General features: G+C 72.6%; 1 protein-coding gene. It reads left to right on the forward strand.

The window, feature by feature from the left end; genetic code table 11:
- Positions 1-237, forward strand: a 237-nt coding sequence (locus tag AAEY80_RS14870) for a hypothetical protein (protein WP_350588643.1), incomplete at both ends; no start/stop codon positions are given.

The raw sequence follows: 237 nt of genomic DNA on the forward strand, positions 1-237 counted from the left end.
GTGCGAACATGTGTTCGTGCGCTGGGAGAACCTCCGGATCGACACCCCACAGACGGACGACGCGAACGCGCCGCTACCGCCGCCCGGCGAGGCCCTGCCGCTGCCGGGCTACCGCGACCCGGCGCCCGTCCGGCGCTTCGACGCGCCCGAGGCACTGGACACGCGCTTCTACGAGGTCCGGGCCAAGTCCGTCCTCAACCGGGTCCCCGAGCAGTCGCGGATGCCGTTCCGCTGGAC

The sequence above is a fragment of the Psychrobacter sp. 78a-MNA-CIBAN-0178 genome (assembly GCF_040309625.1).
Classification (GTDB): domain Bacteria; phylum Pseudomonadota; class Gammaproteobacteria; order Pseudomonadales; family Moraxellaceae; genus Psychrobacter; species Psychrobacter okhotskensis.